Origin of the sequence: Pseudomonas sp. ML2-2023-6, assembly GCF_037055265.1 — a bacterium.
Lineage (GTDB): Bacteria > Pseudomonadota > Gammaproteobacteria > Pseudomonadales > Pseudomonadaceae > Aquipseudomonas > Aquipseudomonas kulmbachensis.
This window is the reverse complement of sequence record NZ_CP146347.1, coordinates 3,611,887-3,627,712: the sequence shown is the minus strand read 5'-3', so window position 1 is coordinate 3,627,712 and position 15,826 is coordinate 3,611,887. Positions and strand designations below refer to the sequence as shown.

The 15,826-nt window shown below is 57.8% G+C and carries 15 protein-coding genes and 1 pseudogene; 11 read left to right on the top strand and 5 right to left on the bottom strand.

The window, feature by feature from the left end:
- The first annotated feature begins 80 nt into the window (after window positions 1-80).
- Genes V6L79_RS16655 through pepN form a run of 3 tightly spaced genes read left to right on the top strand, consistent with a single transcriptional unit; the run spans window position 81 to window position 3,838 of the window.
- Complete coding sequence (locus V6L79_RS16655) at window positions 81-341, top strand: YeaC family protein (RefSeq protein WP_261738418.1); 261 nt, start codon at window positions 81-83, stop codon at window positions 339-341.
- Entirely contained in the window at window positions 338-1,168 is an 831-nt protein-coding gene (locus tag V6L79_RS16650) for a DUF2797 domain-containing protein (protein WP_338579202.1), read from the top strand. Before V6L79_RS16655 ends, V6L79_RS16650 begins: the two co-directional genes overlap by 4 nt.
- Window positions 1,169-1,180: 12 nt before the next feature.
- Entirely contained in the window at window positions 1,181-3,838 is a 2,658-nt protein-coding gene (pepN, locus tag V6L79_RS16645) for an aminopeptidase N (RefSeq protein ID WP_321833335.1), read from the top strand.
- Window positions 3,839-3,936: 98 nt separating this feature from the next.
- Here pepN and V6L79_RS16640 read toward each other — a convergent pair whose 3' ends face one another.
- Window positions 3,937-4,650 (bottom strand): FadR/GntR family transcriptional regulator, encoded by a 714-nt coding sequence (locus V6L79_RS16640; RefSeq protein WP_261738415.1) that lies wholly within the window; start codon window positions 4,648-4,650, stop codon window positions 3,937-3,939.
- A gap of 73 nt (window positions 4,651-4,723) precedes the next feature.
- Here V6L79_RS16640 and V6L79_RS16635 point away from each other — a divergent pair, with 73 nt between their 5' ends.
- On the top strand, window positions 4,724-5,488 hold the full coding sequence (locus V6L79_RS16635) for an MgtC/SapB family protein (RefSeq protein ID WP_338579201.1): 765 nt from the start codon (window positions 4,724-4,726) through the stop codon (window positions 5,486-5,488).
- Between the two features lie 85 nt (window positions 5,489-5,573).
- Here the strand turns inward: V6L79_RS16635 and alr are convergent, their stop codons facing one another.
- Window positions 5,574-6,803, bottom strand: coding sequence for an alanine racemase (alr, locus tag V6L79_RS16630; protein ID WP_338579200.1), 1,230 nt, complete (start codon window positions 6,801-6,803; stop codon window positions 5,574-5,576).
- Window positions 6,804-7,094: 291 nt separating this feature from the next.
- On the opposite strand from alr, the gene V6L79_RS16625 reads away from it, so the two are divergent.
- Genes V6L79_RS16625 through V6L79_RS16610 form a run of 4 tightly spaced genes read left to right on the top strand, consistent with a single transcriptional unit; the run spans window position 7,095 to window position 10,617 of the window.
- Window positions 7,095-8,132 (top strand): isopenicillin N synthase family oxygenase, encoded by a 1,038-nt coding sequence (locus V6L79_RS16625; protein WP_338579199.1) that lies wholly within the window; start codon window positions 7,095-7,097, stop codon window positions 8,130-8,132.
- Window positions 8,133-8,159: 27 nt separating this feature from the next.
- Window positions 8,160-8,975, top strand: a complete 816-nt coding sequence (locus V6L79_RS16620; protein WP_261738411.1) for a MetQ/NlpA family ABC transporter substrate-binding protein — start codon at window positions 8,160-8,162, stop codon at window positions 8,973-8,975.
- Window positions 8,972-9,949, top strand: coding sequence for a methionine ABC transporter ATP-binding protein (locus tag V6L79_RS16615; protein ID WP_338579198.1), 978 nt, complete (start codon window positions 8,972-8,974; stop codon window positions 9,947-9,949). The genes V6L79_RS16620 and V6L79_RS16615 overlap by 4 nt, the downstream gene beginning before the upstream one ends.
- Window positions 9,946-10,617 carry a methionine ABC transporter permease gene (locus V6L79_RS16610; protein WP_343228827.1) on the top strand — a complete coding sequence of 224 codons (672 nt, stop codon included), beginning with the start codon at window positions 9,946-9,948 and terminating at the stop codon, window positions 10,615-10,617. The genes V6L79_RS16615 and V6L79_RS16610 overlap by 4 nt, the downstream gene beginning before the upstream one ends.
- Window positions 10,618-10,626: 9 nt before the next feature.
- Here V6L79_RS16610 and V6L79_RS16605 read toward each other — a convergent pair whose 3' ends face one another.
- Together V6L79_RS16605 and V6L79_RS16600 are read right to left on the bottom strand one after the other, a co-directional pair.
- Window positions 10,627-11,067, bottom strand: coding sequence for an EamA family transporter (locus V6L79_RS16605; protein ID WP_338579197.1), 441 nt, complete (start codon window positions 11,065-11,067; stop codon window positions 10,627-10,629).
- Window positions 11,068-11,103: 36 nt separating this feature from the next.
- Window positions 11,104-12,282 (bottom strand): annotated as a pseudogene (locus tag V6L79_RS16600) (ATP-binding protein); the annotation flags it as partial.
- 309 nt (window positions 12,283-12,591) lie between these two features.
- On the opposite strand from V6L79_RS16600, the gene V6L79_RS16595 reads away from it, so the two are divergent.
- A complete protein-coding gene (locus V6L79_RS16595; protein WP_261738402.1) occupies window positions 12,592-13,122 on the top strand; it encodes a VOC family protein in 531 nt (176 codons plus the stop codon).
- A 21-nt stretch (window positions 13,123-13,143) separates the two neighbouring features.
- Here V6L79_RS16595 and V6L79_RS16590 read toward each other — a convergent pair whose 3' ends face one another.
- Window positions 13,144-13,950: a helix-turn-helix domain-containing protein gene (locus V6L79_RS16590; RefSeq protein WP_261738401.1), complete on the bottom strand. Its 807-nt coding sequence runs from the start codon at window positions 13,948-13,950 to the stop codon at window positions 13,144-13,146.
- 110 nt (window positions 13,951-14,060) lie between these two features.
- Here V6L79_RS16590 and V6L79_RS16585 point away from each other — a divergent pair, with 110 nt between their 5' ends.
- Window positions 14,061-14,384, top strand: coding sequence for a DUF2834 domain-containing protein (locus V6L79_RS16585; protein WP_338579196.1), 324 nt, complete (start codon window positions 14,061-14,063; stop codon window positions 14,382-14,384).
- Window positions 14,385-14,534: 150 nt separating this feature from the next.
- Window positions 14,535-15,824, top strand: coding sequence for an MFS transporter (locus V6L79_RS16580; protein WP_261738399.1), 1,290 nt, complete (start codon window positions 14,535-14,537; stop codon window positions 15,822-15,824).
- The last annotated feature ends 2 nt before the right edge of the window (window positions 15,825-15,826 follow it).

The following is a 15,826-nucleotide window of genomic DNA, read 5'->3' as shown; positions in this document are numbered from 1 at the left end:
AACGCAGCCTTCGGCAGCTGCTACGAATGGATTTGCGATAAGCCTTACACCTCAAATTATTAAAGAGTGGAAACAGAACCATGTCCTCTTTCAACGAAATGATTCAAAACATCACCCCCGATATTTATCAGAGCCTGAAACTGGCCGTGGAAATCGGTAAATGGGCTGATGGCAATAAGCTGACTGCCGAACAACGCGAACTGTCGCTGCAAGCGATGATTGCCTGGGAAGTGCAAAACCTGCCAGAAGACCAGCGCACCGGTTACATGGGGCCGCAAGAGTGCAGCTCCAAATCGGCGCCAGTGCCGAACATCCTGTTCAAATCGGATGCTATCCATTGATTGAGATTGGTCGCGGTGCAATCAGCAAAATGTCGGCAAGCCTTGAAACGCCGACCGTTCAATATGCGTTTCGTTTGGGCGATACCGAGGTGCCGGTCAATCCCTTGATCGGCACCAAACTGCGTCTCGAATACCTGGGGCAGATCAACTGCTCCCACTGCGGGCGCAAAACCAAAAAAAGCTTCAGTCAGGGCTACTGCTACCCGTGCATGACCAAGCTGGCGCAATGCGATGTCTGCATAATGAGCCCGGAGCGTTGCCATTACGACGCAGGCACCTGCCGTGATCCGTCGTGGGGCGAGCAGTTCTGCATGACTGATCACGTGGTGTATCTGGCCAACTCCTCCGGGGTCAAGGTCGGTATCACTCGTGCCACGCAGTTACCCACGCGCTGGCTGGATCAGGGTGCCAGTCAGGCACTACCGATTGTGCGGGTGGCAACCCGTCAGCAATCGGGGTTTGTTGAAGACCTGTTCCGCTCGCAAGTGGCCGACCGCACCAACTGGCGTGCACTGCTCAAGGGCGACGCTGCGCCTGTGGACCTCGCCTCGGTGCGTGCACAACTGTTCGAGAGCTGCGCCGAAGGCATGCAAACCCTGCAGGAGCGTTTTGGCCTGCAAGCGGTCCAGCCGCTGCATGAGGTCGAGCCCATCGAGATTCGCTACCCGGTCGAGCAGTACCCGAGCAAGATCGTCAGCTTTAATCTGGATAAAGATCCGATCGTTGAAGGCACGCTGATGGGGATCAAGGGCCAGTACCTGATCTTTGACACCGGCGTTATCAATATCCGCAAATACACGGCCTACCAGATGGCCGTGCATCAGTAAAAGGACTCCAGCATGCGCACCGAACAACCGCAAATGATCTACCTGAAGGACTACCAGGCGCCTGAGTATCTGATCGACGAAACGCACCTGACCTTCGAGTTGTTCGAGGACCACACGCTGGTCCATGCGCAACTGGTGATGCGCCGTAATCCTGCCCGTGGCGCGGGTTTCCCGGCACTGATGCTGGACGGTCAGCAGCTTGAATTGCTGTCGGTCAAACTCGACGACGCCGAACTCACGGCGGTTGATTATCAGCTCGACGACAGCCACTTGACCCTGCACCCGACCACCGCGCAGTTTGTGGTCGATACCAGCGTCAGGATCCACCCCGAAACCAACACCGCGCTGGAAGGCCTGTACAAGTCCGGCGGGATGTTCTGCACCCAGTGCGAGGCCGAAGGCTTTCGCAAGATCACCTATTACCTCGACCGTCCGGACGTGATGAGCACGTTCACCACCACTGTGGTGGCTGAGCAGCACCGCTATCCGATTCTGCTGTCCAACGGCAACCCGATTGCCAGCGGCCCCGATGAAGATGGTCGGCACTGGGCGACCTGGGAGGACCCGTTCATGAAACCGGCCTACCTGTTTGCGCTGGTTGCCGGTGATCTGTGGTGCGTTGAAGATACCTTCACCACCATGAGCGAGCGCACTGTGGCGCTGCGTATTTATGTCGAGCCGGAAAACATCGACAAGTGCCAGCACGCCATGACCAGCCTGAAAAAATCCATGCGCTGGGACGAAGAAACCTACGGTCGTGAGTACGATCTGGATATCTTCATGATCGTGGCCGTGAACGACTTCAACATGGGCGCGATGGAGAACAAGGGCCTCAATATCTTCAACTCCAGCGCCGTGCTGGCCCGCGCCGAAACCGCTACCGACGCCGCTCACCAGCGGGTCGAGGCCATCGTCGCTCACGAATACTTCCACAACTGGTCGGGCAACCGCGTGACCTGCCGTGACTGGTTCCAGCTGTCGCTCAAGGAAGGCTTTACGGTATTCCGTGATTCCGAGTTCTCGGCAGACATGAACTCGCGCACCGTTAAACGCATCCAGGACGTGGCCTTTTTGCGCACCCACCAGTTCGCTGAAGACGCAGGCCCGATGGCCCACGCGGTGCGCCCGGACAGCTTTATCGAAATCTCCAACTTCTACACCCTGACCGTTTATGAGAAGGGTTCGGAGGTGGTGCGCATGATCCACACCTTGCTGGGGGCCGAGGGTTTCCGCAAAGGCAGCGATCTGTACTTCGAGCGCCATGACGGCCAAGCCGTGACCTGCGACGACTTTATCAAGGCCATGGAAGACGCCAACGGCGCCGACCTGAGCCAGTTCAAGCGCTGGTACAGCCAGGCGGGTACGCCGCGTCTGGCGGTGAGTGAGCACTATGACGCACAGCAAAAAACCTACAGCCTGACCTTTGCCCAAAGCTGCCCGGCGACCCCGGACAAGGTCGAAAAACTGCCGTTTGTGATTCCGGTGGAGCTGGGCCTGCTCAACGCCCAGGGCGCTGAAATCGCGCTGCAACTGGCGGGTGAAACTGCCGCGTCCGGCACCAGCCGTGTGCTGTCGGTGACCGAAGCCGAGCAGACCTTTACCTTTATCGGCGTCAACCAAAAGCCGTTGCCTTCGCTGCTGCGCGGGTTCTCGGCCCCGGTGAAGCTGAGCTTTGCCTACAGCCGTGACCAACTGATGTTCCTGATGCAGCATGACACCGACGGCTTTAACCGTTGGGATGCCGGTCAACAGCTGTCAGTGCAGGTGCTGCAAGAGCTGATCGCTCAACATCAACGCGGCGAAGCACTGGTCATGGACCAGCGTCTGGTTGAGGCCTTGCGCAGTGTGCTGGGCAACCCTGAGCTGGATCAGGCGATGGTGGCTGAAATGCTGTCGTTGCCAGGGGAAGCCTACCTGACTGAAATCAGTGACGTGGCCGATGTCGACGCGATTCACATTGCCCGCGAGTTCGCTCGCAAGCAATTGGCCGACAGCCTGTTTGAAGGATTGTGGGCGCGTTACCAGGCCAATCGTGCCGTGTCGAAAGTCACCCCGTACCTGGCTGAAGCCGAGCACTTTGCCCGTCGCGCACTGCAAAACATCGCGCTGTCGTACCTGATGCTTACCGGCAAGCCTGACGTTCTGGCCGCGGCCCTGGAGCAGTTCGAGCACAGCGATAACATGACCGAGCGCCTGACGGCCCTGGCCGTCTTGATCAACTCGCCATTTGTGGCTGAAAAGGCCGCCGCGCTGGCCAGTTTTGCCGAGCAGTTCAAGGACAACCCGCTGGTCATGGATCAGTGGTTCAGCGTTCAGGCGGGAAGCACCCAGCCTGGTGGTTTGCAGCGCGTGCGTGAGCTGATGGAGCACCCGGCGTTCAACATCAAGAACCCGAACAAGGTGCGGGCGCTGGTCGGTGCGTTTGCCGGACAAAACCTGATCAACTTCCATGCGGCTGATGGTTCGGGCTATCGCTTCCTGGCGGATCTGGTGATCCAGCTCAATGCCTTCAACCCGCAGATTGCTTCGCGGCAACTGGCACCGTTGACCCGCTGGCGCAAATACGACAGCGCCCGTCAGGCGTTGATGAAGGCAGAGCTTGAGCGCATCCGCAGCTCGGGCGAGCTGTCCAGCGACGTGTTTGAAGTGGTGAGCAAAAGCCTGGCGTAAACTGCGTGGGTACAAAAGGCGTCGCCCGAGTGATCGGGCGGCGCCTTTTTTGTCTCTGTCTATCCCCAATACATTCGGCAGCGGCTACAACGCTGTGTTCAACAGTTACCCAACACCACATCCAGCGCGTTTCGCGCATCATCCAGTTGCACCAGCGTGGCATGCCGGGCGCCGAGGGCGTCGTGGTTTTCGATGGCGGTCAATATCGCCTTGTGCCGAGGCAAGGCCAGTTCATGCAGGTTGGGTCGGCGATTGGAGTGCTTCAACGCCTCACGCAAAGCCAGCGACAACATATTGCACAGATTGGCCAGCAGGTCGTTGTGAGTCGCGTCGGCAATCCGGCTGTGGAAGTCCAGATCCGGTTGCAACAGCGCTTCGGGGCTCGCTGCGTTTTCCATACGCTCGTAGGCTTCGCGGATCGAGGCCACTTCTTCATCAGTCGCGTGTTGAGCAGCGAGGGCTGCAACGGCAGGTTCGATGATGCTGCGCACGCTGGTCAGCAATGCAAAAAACTCGTTTTGCGGAGAGCTTTGCATCAGCCAGTGCAGTACGTCAGGGTCGAGCATATGCCATTCGCGGCGCGGCTTGACCACGGTGCCCACCCGGGGGCGGGAATACACCAGGCCCTTGGCAACCAATACCCGTGTGGCTTCGCGCAACACGGGGCGGCTGACGGCGTACTCTTCGCACAACAAGGCTTCGGCGGGCAGTTTGTCATCGGGTTTAAAGCGCCCGGAAACAATCTGCATGCCGAGTTCTTGAACGATGCGCGCATGCATGCTTTTGCGCTCGGAGGGCTGACGGTAATCCATTGGGCGCGATTCGATCCTGTCGATGAAAAGCGCCGATCATAGCAGGCTTGTTTACATTCTTTGATTCTGTTCTGTGAGCGACGCTGCCACAGGTTTGCCTGCCGATTCTTCGCGCCGAGCTATGCTGCATTCTTGGCGCCTCGTCGGCGCAAGAGGAGCGGATATGATTTCTGAGGGAGAAATGTGTGTTCGCCTGCTGTTGGCGGCATTTTACGGCAGCCTTATAGGCTTTCAGCGAGAGCATCATTTTTGGACAGCCGGGCTTCGCACGCACATGCTGGTCTCAACCGGTGCCTGCCTGTTCATGATTGTCTCGGCTTTTGGTTTTCAGCAGGCGCTGACCATGCCTGGCACCCAGCTCGACCCATCGCGGATCGCGGCTCAGGTTGTCACCGGCATTGGTTTTTTAGGTGCCGGATCGATTCTGGTCCGTGGTGAAGTTATCAGGGGGCTCAATACGGCAGCCAGCTTGTGGGCTGTGGCAGCCATCGGTTTGTCGGTGGGGGGCGGGTTTTATCTGTTGGGACTGGCGGCTACCTTTTTGATCCTGATGATTCTGGTAGTGATTAAACCGCTGGAACGAATCTACCGCGATTATGTGCAGATTCATGTGGTCAAGCTGGTGGCGCCATCCAGTGCGTTGTCGTGGCAAACGCTTACGCAAATTTTAGGCGAGCGCTCGGACAGGATCAAACAGCTGGTTATCGAGCAGGGGCCGACCAGTGATACCGAAAGCGTCACCATCGAGTTCAGGGGGACGACCAAAGTGATGGCTGATGAGATGATCAGGAAGATTCTGCAAGTGCCGGGTGTCAGGGAGGAATACATCCCGACCTGACACTCTGTGGGAGCGAGCCTGCTCGCGAAGGTTTGAGAAGTTCGCGAACAGGTTCGCTCCCACGCATGTTGTTTGCCGGGTCGAGTTATTTTTCGATCAGGATCTTGGGATTGGAGTTGCCCCACACTGTGTACAGGTCGGCCAACAGTGCGCCGTTGATGTCTTCAACTTCTGCCTGGCTGATTTCAGCCTTGCCCTGTTGTCCGAACAGCACAACTTCATCGCCGCTTTTTACATCCGGCGCGTCGGTAACGTCGACCATCAGTGTGTTCATCGACACTTTGCCCACCACTGGTACACGGTGGCCGTTGATCAACACGATGCCTTTGTTGGTGAAGGCCCGACGATAGCCATCGGAGTAGCCAACGGTGATGTTGGCCAGCTTCGAGTCACGGCCCAGGGTGTAAGTGCGGTCGTAGCCCACGGTGTTGCCTTTGGGGTAGCTGTTGACCGAAGCGACGTGGGATTTGAATTGCATCACGCGCTTGTAGTCGGTGTGGGACGGCACGGTGTCACCGAACAGCGCGCCGCCAGGGCGGACCATGTCCAGATGCGACTCGGGCACTTCAAGCGTGGCAAACGAGTTGGCTGCGTGCAGGGTGATTTTGCTGCGATCCAGTTGAGCCGTGTCGATCAACCACTGGGCCTGCTGGTTGAACGCCTTGAGACCGGCACGCACGTCGTCGGCGTCTTCAACCGCGAAGTGGGTCATGATCGCGCGGACTTCAAGGTTAGGTACTTTGGTGATCGCGACCGCGTCACGGCGGCCTTCGGCAGTGGTCATTTCCACGCCGTTTCGGCTCATGCCGCTGGAGTTCAGGCCCAGATGAACCACCAATGGACGGCCGTGTTTTTCGGCGATCAGGCTGGCTTTGACGGCGAAATCAAGGTTTCCGACCAACTCTTCCATGTTGTACGGCAGCGCGGCTTCCAGCTCGCTGAGGGCGGCCGTACGCACGCGGATCAACTGGCCCTTGAAGCCGCTTTCACGCACTACGCGAGCTTCTTCGTTGCTGGCGACACCCACGCACGGAACACCCGTGGCGATGATCGATGGCATCAGCAGGCCGATACCGTGACCGTAGGCGTCAGCCTTGAGTACAGCGCAGATTTTCGACTTGTCGGCGAGGGTGGCTTGCAGCACATGGATGTTGTGTTCGAACGCGGTTTTGTTGATCTCGACCCAGGCGTTGCTGTCCTGTGTGTTGACTTGGGCAACACCGTTGGCCATCGACAGAGGTGGCGCAGCGAAGGCCGGGTTTTGCAGTAGAGCCATGCCTAAAGAGAGGGCAAGAAGAGTACGGGGGAAGGGCATTTGTCGAGTTTCCATACGTTATTTTTTTAGAGGCAGGGGGTAACGCCAGCAATACTAGGATCGGCTTGCAGGAAATGTCACTCCCTCGGCCGCGGATCTGTCTGAAAGTGTCGTTGTGCCGTACAGGGCGTGGTTTGCAGGCTGTCATCGGCGGGGAAAAGCTGCCTGAAATGAACCTAAGCTAATGCTAAAACGATATTTATTACCTGTTTTTAAGATCGTTTAGCTTTAAGTCAGCGCCGGACACTTCTCGGTCCAGGGTCTTTCAGCTGCTTCACATGGGAGTGAACCATGCCGCATACACGAGACATCATTGCCTTGCCAACCCTGGACTTGTCGTTGCTCGATGGCACGGCTGCCCAGCGCCAGGGGTTCCTTGAAGATCTGCGTCACGCAGCTCGCGATGTGGGTTTTTTCTACCTGACGGGGCATGGCATCGACAGTGAGTTGTTGCAGCAGGTACAGGATCACGCCCGCCGTTTTTTTGCCTTGCCGGACCGCGACAAAACCGCGGTCGGCATGATCAATTCCCCCCATTTTCGCGGTTATAACCGCGCTGCTTCCGAGATTACCCGGGGCAAGCCGGACCTTCGCGAGCAGTTCGATCTGGGAGCCGAAAGGGAGGTATTGCCAACCACGGATAACAGCCCGTATTGGGCGCGTTTGCAGGGGCCCAACCAATGGCCGCAAGCCTTGCCCACGCTCAAGCCACTGTTGCTGGACTGGCAGCAGGCCATGACCGCCATGTCGCTGCGTTTGTTGCGTGCCTTTGCCCAGGTGCTGGCATTGGGGCCAGAAGCTTTTGACCAGCTGTACGGCGATAAACCCAATGAACATATCAAACTGATGCGTTACCCGGGGCAGGCGTCTGACGAGAGTAATCAAGGCGTCGGCGCCCACAAGGACTCGGGCTTCCTGAGCTTTCTGTTGCAGGATCAACAGGCGGGTCTGCAAGTCGAAATTGAAGAGGGGCGCTGGATTGACGCGCTACCTCGGGCCAACACCCTGGTGGTGAACATCGGCGAATTGCTGGAACTGGCCACCAACGGCTATCTGCGTGCCACGGTGCATCGGGTGCTGTCACCTGCCAAGGGCAGCGAGCGCTTGTCGATTGCGTTTTTCCTCGGCGCGCAGCTGGACGCCGTGGTGCCACTTTATCCCTTGCCGGCTGCACTGCTGCGCGAGGCACGAGGCCCGGTCAGTGATCCGGCCAATCCATTGTTTCGCGATGTGGGCTGGAACTACCTCAAGGGCCGTCTGCGCTCGCACCCCGATGTTGCACAACGTTATTACGCCGATGCGTTGATCCCCAATGCGCTGAGCGCTTGAGCCTTCTCCAGATCAAGGATTACCCACATGTTTAAAAAAACAGGACTGACCCTGGCCGTGCTCGGCGCTTTGGTAGCTTCTTTCAACGCGCTGGCCCAGCAGCCGCTACGGGTGGCAGCAGATGCGGTGCCCCATGCGCAGATTCTGGAGTACGTGCAAAAAATCGACCCGCAACTGAACCTCAAGATCATCGAGATCCCGCCCGGTGTTAACTCCAATGAACTGCTGGTACATGGCGATGTGGATGCCAATTACACCCAGCACTTGCCGTTTTTGCGTTCTCAGGAGCAGGCCCTCGGGGTGAAGTTTGCCGTCGCCGCGACGGTGCATATCGAGCCGCTGGGGATCTATTCGCACCGCCACCAACGCTTCGACCAAGTGCCGCAAAATGGCACGGTGGCGGTCCCCAATAACGTGACTAACCTGAGCCGCGCTCTGTATCTGCTGCAGGACAACGGGCTGATCAAGCTAAAGGAAGGTTTCAACGACCCTGCTGCCAATCAGGCGACGCCCAAGGACATCGCAGAGAACCCAAAGCAACTGAAAATCCTTGAAATCGAGTCACCACAGATTCCCCGGGCGCTGGATGACGTGGACCTGGCGGTGATCAATGGCAATTACGCCCTGGAAGCAGGGTTGGTGCCGGCCAAGGATGCACTGGGGCTGGAGAAGGTCGAGCACAACCCCTATGCCAATATCGTGGTGACCACGCTCAAGTTGCAGGACGATCCACGGATCAAGCAACTGGCCAGGGACCTGGCTTTGCCCCAGGTGAGCAAGTTCATTACCGACAACTATTCCGGGTCGGTGATTCCGGTTGCAGCGCTGGACGCTAAGCCATGATCACGGTCGAGCAGTTGAGCAAAACCTACGGGGCAGGGCAGGCACCTGCGTTGGACCAGGTGTCCTTAAGTATCCCCGATGGTGCGATCTACGGGATTCTGGGGCGCAGCGGTGCCGGTAAATCGACGCTGCTGCGGTGCCTCAATCTACTCGAGCGGCCATGTTCGGGGCGTATTTTACTCGACGGCAAGGACCTGACCGCCTTGTCGGAACTTGAACTGCGCCAGCAACGCCAGCGCATCGGCATGATTTTTCAAGGCTTCAACCTGCTGCACTCGCGCAACGTGTTCGACAACATCGCGGTGCCGCTGGAAATTGCCCGGGTCAGCAAGGAGCAACGCACTATTCGCGTGCGTGAGTTGCTCGATCTGGTGGGGTTGAGCGACAAGGCCCAGGCGTTTCCTTCGCAGTTGTCCGGAGGCCAGAAGCAGCGGGTGGGTATCGCCCGCGCCCTGGCTGCCCGACCGGCTTATCTGTTGTCGGATGAAGCCACCAGCGCCCTGGACCCGGACACCACGGCGTCGATTCTTGAGCTGCTGCGCGACATCAACCGGCAACTGGGGTTGACCATTGTGCTGATCACTCACGAGTTGGATGTGGTCAAGGCCATCTGTAATCACGCGGCCTCACTGGCCCACGGTCGGTTGGTCGAAGCCGGGCCGATTGCGCAGTTGCTGGCCAATCCGGATTCAAGCCTGGGCCGGTCATTGCTGCCGGGTTACAGCACCGTCCTGGGCAATCAGAGTCAGGCACTGGAATTGAGTTTTTTTGACAATCTGCTGGCGGCTCCTGTGATCAACGAACTTCAGCAGCAAGGCGTACAGGTCGACTTGCTGGCCAGTGGCGTCGAGTCGGTTGCTAGGCGCAGGGTCGGGCGTTTGCGTGTGTCCCTGGGGCTGCACAGCGCCGAGCCGCAATTGAGCCGGGTGGTGGATTTTCTCAAGCAACGCGGCGTCAGGGTGGAACGTCCATGAACCGTACAATTGAATGGAGCGACATCTTGCAGTTGGTGCTCAATGCCACCGGTGAAACCCTGTACATGGTGCTGCTGGCGGGGCTCTTCACCCTGCTGATCGGTCTGCCTCTGGGCGTGTTGCTGTTTATCAGTCGCAGCAACGGCCTCTACCCGATGCCCAGGCTCAACAAAACTGTGGGTGGGCTGGTCAATATCGGCCGTTCGCTACCTTTTGTGGTGATGCTGATTGCCTTGATTCCGTTGACCCGGTTGCTGGTCGGTACGACGCTGGGCAGTACGGCTGCGGTGGTGCCAATCACCATTGGCGCCTTTCCGTTCTTTGCCCGGATTGTTGAAAATGCCCTTGATGAAGTCGATAAGGGTCGCATCGAAGCCATTCTGGCCATGGGCGGCGATATCTGGCATGTGATTTTCAAAGTGCTGCTGCCCGAGGCGCTGCCCGCGCTGCTGGCGGGCATTACCCTGACTCTGGTGATGCTGATTGGCTTTTCATCCATGGCCGGGATCATTGGCGGCGGCGGGTTGGGGGATCTGGCGATCCGATACGGTTACCAGCGTTTTAACAATCAGGTGATGTTTGCCACCGTCCTGGTGTTGGTGATTCTGGTCCAGAGTGTGCAGAGTCTGGGCGACCGGCTGGTGCGTTCTCTGGCTCACCGGCGCTGATGACGCGGATTACTTGCGCCAGGCAAGCAATACCACGCCCACGGTGATTAAACTGATACCAGCCCATTGGCGGATGTCGAGTTTCTCGCCCAGCAGCGTGACCCCGAGCACGGCGACAATCACCACACTGAGTTTGTCCACGGGGGCCACGAGCGATGCCTGGCCCAGTTGCAGGGCGCGGTAGTAGCAAATCCATGATGCCCCGGTGGCAAGCCCCGACAACACTAAAAACAGATAGCTGCGCGCCGAGATTGAACCCAGCGACTGATATTGGCCGGTGGCATACACAATCAGTGCCAGGCTGACCAACACCACCACGGTACGCAACAGGGTGGCGAAGTCGGAGTTGATGCCGGTGATGCCGATTTTGCCGAAAATCGCCGTCATGGCGGCGAATACCGCCGAAAGCAGTGCCCAGAATGTCCAGCTTGAATAGAAAGACGAGCCCATAAATCTGCCTGGAAGGTAAGTGAAGGTGCTTTGGTGTCAGCGCAGGCCGGTGTTCAACCAGACCGAGACACATAGACCGCTGTGGTTGAGCTTATCCGAAAAATCCAGTTCAACCCTGGCGCCGATGCGTTCGGCAATCGCCTTGACGATTGAAAGCCCCAGCCCGGAGCCCGTCTCGCCGGAGCCCAGGCTGCGATAGAACGGATCAAAAATGCGGGCCTGCTCTTCGAGGGCAATGCCTGGCCCCGTGTCCTTGATCTGCAGGCGCGCGTTGCCCTGGATCAGGTCTACGCAAAGATCGATTTTGCCGCCTTCAGGGGTGTAGCGGATCGCGTTATCGGTGAGGTTTTTGACCAGGGTAAACAGATCCATTTCGTTGATCATGACTTGCACATCCTCCACGCCCTCCACCCCGATATCGAGTTGTTTGCGTTCGGCCAGCGGCAACAAATCTTCCAGTACCCGGCGATACACGGCATGCACTGAAACGCTGGTTTGCGGACGCTGCGAGGTAAATTGCGCGGCGGCCAGGCTGAGTAATTGGTCGATCAGTTGCCTGCTGCGTTCAATGCCCAGGGACAGCGGCTGCAAACGTTCGCGGGCTTGGGGCGGCATCTCGGTCGCGGCCAGTCGCTCGGCTTGCAGTGACAGCGCGGTCATGGGCGAGCGCAGTTCATGGGCAGCATCGGCGACAAACCGGCGCTGGCTGTCCATGGACAGCGCAACGCGTGCGAGCAGGCGGTTGATGGCCACCACAAAGGGGCGGATTTCGGTGGGTAGATGCTGCTCGTCAATCGGGTGCAGCTCCTGCTCGGCACGCTGGTCGATTTGCGCGGCGAGGGTCGCGATAGGGCGAAACAATTTGCGCACCAGATCACTGACTACCAGCAGCAGGACTGGAAACAGAATCAGAAAGGGCAACAAACTGCGCCAGGCACTTTCGCGGGCGTCCTTGTTGCGGGCGTCGACTTCCTGGGCAACGGCAATCCGTTCGCCCCGTGCGGTGGTCCTGACCAGTACGCGAAAGGCCTCGCCACCCACGTCTACCGTGGACAGGCCATCAGCCAGGGTGGTGGGCAATGGCAGCGGCAGGGTTTCATCGGTATTGGCCGAGGCGTTTCTACCGTCGATCAAGTATTGAATGACCACTCGCGATTCTTCGTTATCACCCGCTGGGTCTGGGCCATGGGGGTAGTGCAGGGTCAGTAGCTGCTGGCGAGGCTGCGCCGCAGTCGTAAAACCTAAGTGCCGGAATCTCCTGATACACCGCATGATCTGACTCTACGCCTGCTGCGCAGCCGGACGCAGCCTCGCTACGCTCCTCAGCGGCTACAAAGTAACAATTACGGGCTGAGGTTGTGACTCGAGGCGGCGGGTGTGTACTATCGGCACTGGCCGATGCTGCCCGCCGCTCGCTCCCGATGGGGAAGGTGAAAGCATTCCTTTTCAAGCCCTGTCGTATCTCTCTTGACGGTCGAGGTTTGGCAACGCGAGCACCAAAAGTCTTCGACTCCAGGAGCAGTCATGTTGTCAATCGAGAAAGCCAAACAGATGGCCAAGAGCTTGCGAGCCTCGCTGCAGGAGCGCAATCAGGAGGTCTCTCACTCCATCGCCCTTGAACTGGTCGCCCTGCAATTGGGTTACAAGGACTGGAATACCGCCTGCACCCGGCTCCCCCACGAGAGCACAGTGCCTGCTGTCACGTTCGACAAACCCATCCCCATATTGCGCATGTTCGACGAAGCCAAGGCACGGGAGTTCTATCTGGACTTTCTGGGTTTCAGTGTTGAGTTCGAGCATCGCTTTGAAGCGGATTTACCGTTGTATCTGGGGATTGGCCGCGCTGGTCTGCAATTGCATCTGTCGGAGCATCATGGCGATGCCAGCCCGGGCTCGACGGTATTTGTCCCGATGCACAATATCCAGCTGCTTCGCGACGAGCTGCTAGGCAAACGCTATGGGTATGGTCGACCGGAAATTGTCCAGCAAGGCTGGGGGCAGGTTCTTGAAGTCCATGATCCGTTCGGTAACCGGATTCGGTTCTGCCAGAGCTGATAACACTCCCCTTGATACGACTCAGCACAGTGACCGCTCATACGCAGCGGTCATGGTTTGCCAGGTTTGCGCGTCGGCCGGGATCAAGTGTTCGATACGCAATGAGGTCACGGTGATATCCAGCGGCATGCCGAACGTGGTGAAAGTGGACATAAAGTTCAGCTCGCCCTGGGGTGTTCTGATGCGGGTCAACACCAGCGGCGGCAACTCGCTGGCCATTGATGCGCAGTAGTCCGGGGCGGAGAGGGTTTGCAGAAGGCTGGCCAGTGTGGGGTTGTCCAGAGCTTCGCGAGTTGCTCTCTGCCAGGCCAGGCGTCTTATTTCTTCGGGGTTGATCAAGTGGTCGCCCAGACCACCGGGTTGCAGCAGCGTGGTCAGCAAATTCAATTCCTGTGCTGAATCCGTGGGCAGCCCGACCAAGTCGAACAACACACCGGTGCTGGCGTTGGCGGCCAGGACTTCCCAGTGACTGCCCAGCACAATCGCCGGGGCGGGGTTGTTGGCGTGCAGCACATGGCTAATGGCGTCACGCACCGCTGTCATTGCCGCAGAGGAGAGCTCAGTGGTCTTGTAGCGTGGCGCGTAACCCGCGGCCAGAAACAGGCTGTTGCAGTGTTCCAGCGGGACTTCAAGGGCCATCAACAGGTTATGCAATGTACCGGGGCTCGGTTTGGCCCGCCCGGTTTCAATGCAACTCAAATGGCGCTGGGAAATACCCGTGATCAAGGCCAGATCCAGCTGGCTCAATCGGGCCTGACGCCGCAATAATCGAAGCTGCGGGCCGGCAGTTATCGGGGGGGTGGTGCGGGGGAACGGTTGGATGCTCATGCGTTAACTCTGGCAGTGACACAGGGTTGAGTCCATGACCTGTGAGGTCATTGCTGATGGGGCAAAAGTATCACTTACTTATTGCCCGTACTCCTCAATCGGATAAGCCAATGAACCGACCTTATATCGCCCTCGCTGTACTGCTGGGCTTCTGTGCATACACGGCATTCACGATGCTGCAGGCCGACCAGTCGCTGATTGCGTTCGGGCTTGGGTTGATGTCGAGCCCGGACACGGCTCAAGTTGTCATCGATCTCTATTTGCTCGCGGTCATGGCCTGCATCTGGATGTACCGGGATGCACGTGCCAAAGGCCGATCGCTGGCATCGGTGCTGCCTTACTTGCTGGTGACGGCGGTTTTTGTGTCCATAGGGCCGTTGCTGTACATCGTGATTGATGGTTTCAGGCGCAAGCCGGATTCAATTCGATCGTGAGCAAGCCCACTCCCAGCAGCCCCGTGATGCAGCCAACACGATCTTTTTGAGTATGTGTGCACTCCAGGACCTTGACAGCGAAGCGTTTGCCGCGCGTAATAATGGAGCAAATGTTAACGTTAACTTAAATAAAAATAATTGGGGCATCACATGCAACTGACGGTCAAACGTGAGTACTGGCTTATTAGTGGTTTGCTGTTTTTTTTCTTTTTCGCGTGGTCTTCCAGTTACTCCCTTTTCTCTATATGGCTTCATCGAGTGATAGGCCTCAGCGGTACGGAAACCGGGTATGTGTTCGCCGCCAATGCCGTGGCGGCACTGCTGATTCAACCTTTCTATGGCGCACTTCAGGACCGGCTCGGGCTGTCGAAGAAGCTGCTGGTCTGGATTGGTATTCTGCTCTGTGCTTCGGCGCCGTTCGCAATTTACGTGTATGCCAATTTACTGGCTGAAAACGTAGTGTTGGGGGCGATTGTCGGCGCTGCTTTCCTGGCGCTTGCGATGCTCGCGGGCGTTGGCGTGATCGAGAGCTATACCGAACGCCTTTCACGGCATATGGGGTTCGAGTTCGGCACTACCAGAATGTGGGGGTCTTTAGGTTGGGCGGCGGCGACATGTGTAGTGGGCGTGGTCTTCAACATTGACCCTGACATCGCCTTTTACATGAGCAGTGCAGCCGGGATCGCTTTCTTGCTGATTTTGTCTCAATTGGATCTGAGCAGGTTTCATCAAAAGGGCGTGAATACCGGCGCAGCAGTGGCTCCGGTGCATCTGGATGATCTCTGGCAGTTGCTCAAGATGCCCCGTTTCTGGGCATTCAGCGTGTACCTGACCGGTGTTTGCGGGATTTACATGATCTACGAACAACAGTTCCCGGTGTATTTCTCATCCTTCTTTTCTACACCACAAGAAGGGACCAGTGCCTACGGTTATTTGAACTCAAGCCAGGTATTGCTTGAGGCGGCCTTGTTGTTGCTGGCGCCTTGGGTGGTCAGCCGTACCGGTGCCAAATACGGGTTGATACTGGCTGGCGCCATCATGTTTGTGCGCATTCTTGGCTCCGGGCTGGCCACAGACGTCTGGACTGTTGCGGCCTGCAAGATGATGCACGCCATTGAAGTACCGATCCTGCTGGTTTCGGTATTCAAATATATTTCGCTGAACTTTGATTCACGCCTGTCGGCTTCCATCTATCTGGTGGGCTTCCAGTTCGCCCAGCAACTGACGGCGATGCTGCTGTCGCCGCTGGTGGGTTTTGGCTATGACCAGTTTGGCTTTGCCAACGTTTACATTCTGATGTCCGGACTTGTCGGCATTTGTCTGGTGCTGTCCTGGACCTTGTTGCGCGCGGATCCGCTGCGCCCTGGAGAAAAATCCGCTGCCTTGCAGGTGCGGGAACTGCCCGCCATTGCTCAATCAGTCACCCGTTATGAACCTTAAGT